The organism is Micromonospora sp. ATA51, assembly GCF_016802855.1.
GTDB classification, from domain to species: Bacteria; Actinomycetota; Actinomycetes; order Mycobacteriales; family Micromonosporaceae; genus Micromonospora; species Micromonospora sicca.
Genome location: NZ_JAEVHJ010000574.1, coordinates 1 through 2,234, shown reverse-complemented (window position 1 = coordinate 2,234; position 2,234 = coordinate 1). Strand labels below are relative to the sequence as shown.

Annotated in this window: 2 protein-coding genes; one reads left to right on the top strand and one right to left on the bottom strand. The window is 76.1% G+C overall.

The features are described from left to right. Positions 1-844: adenylate/guanylate cyclase domain-containing protein (locus JNW87_RS37890; RefSeq protein WP_238455386.1), on the bottom strand; the 844-nt coding region annotated here is incomplete at its 3' end. Positions 845-1,033: 189 nt separating this feature from the next. On the opposite strand from JNW87_RS37890, the gene JNW87_RS37885 reads away from it, so the two are divergent. Then, on the top strand, positions 1,034-2,234 hold a 1,201-nt coding region (locus JNW87_RS37885; protein ID WP_238455385.1), incomplete at its 3' end, for an AAA family ATPase.

Sequence of the window (2,234 nt, the reverse complement as noted above, 5' to 3'; positions counted from 1 at the left end):
CCCTGGGCGTACGGCGGCAGTGCGCGACGCACCAGCGCACCGGCGTTCCGTCCACCGTCGACACCGCCCGGGCCAGCTCGTGCAGCAGGCGGCTGCGCCCGCTGCCGGCCGGGCCGGCCAGCGAGATCCAGCGGGGCCGGCGGTCCCGGACCGCCCGGGTGATCTCGTCGCCCGCGGTGGCCAGCTCCCGGCGCCGGCCGACCAGTGGGCCGCGGTGCGGGGCGGGACGGGTTCGGCTCGTCCCGGTCACCCGCCAGACGTCCAGCGGCAGCGCCTTGCCGGCGACCGTCATGGACGCCAGCGGCCGCTGCTCCAGCAGCCCGGCGGTGGCCCGCCGGGTGGCGGCGCAGACCACAACCGCCCCCGGCGGGGCGTACTCCTGCAGGCGGGCCGCGGTGGTGATCACCGCGCCGCTGGCCGTGCCGTGCCCGCCGTCGCGGGTGGCGCCGAGATCCACCAGCACCTCGCCGGTGGCCACCCCGACCCGGACCCGCAGCCGGACGCCGGCCGGCGTCCGCCGGTCGACGGCGTGTTGGATCTCCAGCCCGGCCCGCACCGCCCGGTACGCGTCGAAGCCGTCGGAGGCGTGCGCGCCGAAGAGCGCCATCACCGCGTCGCCGATGTACTTCTCCACCACGCCGTTCCACCGGCGCAGCACCCCGGCCACGGTGTCGAAGTACACCCGCTGCAGGGCCCGCACGTCCTCCGGGTCGAGCCGTTCGGTCAGGCCGGTCGAGCCGACGATGTCGGCGAAGAGCACGCTGACCGTGCGCCTCTCCTCCGGCACCGGCCAGCGGGCCGAGCTGACGAGATCCCGACTTCCCACCGTCGTCGACATTGGCATCGCCTCCACCCTTCCCCCGCTCCGGTGCCTGATGACCTCCGGAGAGTTCCACCACCGGGTTCTCGGGGGATCGGCAGAACGACGTATGTCGGCCACCCGCAACCTTTAGTCGCAATGTCGACGCGAGGAGTACCACAACGGCACTGAGCCCGTAGAACGGTCCGGGAGTCTGTGATTAGGCTGCGAGCCATGGCCAGCGATGTGGACACGGCACCGCTCGTCGGCCGTGCCGACCAGCTCGCGGCGCTGCGGTCGGCGCTGCTCGACGACGTCGCCCAGGGGCACACCGCGGCGGTCTTCCTCACCGGCGAGAGCGGGGTCGGCAAGACCCGCCTGCTCGCCGAGGTCAGCGCCCGGCTCCGGGACGCGGGCGCGCTGGTGCTGACCGGCACCTGCCTGGACATCGGCGACGCCTCCCCGCTGCACCCGCTGCGGCAGGCCCTGCGCCGGTTCGACGCCGAGCTGACCGCCGCCCAGGCCCGCACCTCCTCGGCGGTGCGCGGCCTGCTGCAGATGTTCGACGACGAGACCCCGGGGCCGGACGGCGCCGGCGCGCTGCTGGAGCGGGTCTCCCGCGGCCTGCACCTGGTCGCCGGCGGCCGCCCGCTGGTGATCGTGCTTGACGACCTGCAGTGGGTCGACCGGAGCACCCGCCAGCTGCTGCTCTACCTGCTCGCCGGCCTCGGTGACCTGCAACTGTCGGTGCTCGCCGCGATCCGGGCGGAGGCGCTGCAGGGCGCCCACCCGCTGCGCCGTGTCCTCACCGAGCTGCGCCGGCTGCGGTCGGTCCGGGTGGTCGACCTGGCGCCGCTGGACCGGGCGGACACCGACCGGCTGGCCGCGGCCGTCGTCGGCCGGCCGCTGGCCCCCGACGCGACCGAGCTGGTCTGGCAGCGCAGCGGCGGCAACCCCTTCGTGGCCGAGGAACTCGCCCGGGCCCTGCGCGACGGCCGCGACGGGCTCTCCGACACCCTCCGGGAGATCTTCCTGGCCCGGGTCGACGCCCTGCCGCAGCACGCCCACGCGGTGGTCCACGCGGTGGCCGCCGGGGTCGAGCCGGTCGAGCACTGGCTGCTGGCCCAGGTCGTCCGGCTGCCCGAGGAGGAGCTGATCGAGGCGGTCCGGGCCGCCGTGGCGCACCGGCTGCTGGTCGGCGCCGACGAGGGCTACCGGCTGCGGCACCGGCTGGTCGCCGAGGTGCTGGCGCACGAGCTGCTGCCCGCCGAGCGGTCCGCCCTGCACCGGCGGTACGCCGAGGCGCTGACCTCGGCCACGGCGGAGCTGCACCAGGCCCGGCTGGCGCACCACTGGCGGCTGGCCGAGGCGCTGACCTCGGCCACGGCGGAGCTGCACCAGGCCCGGCTGGCGCACCACTGGCGGCTGGCCGGCG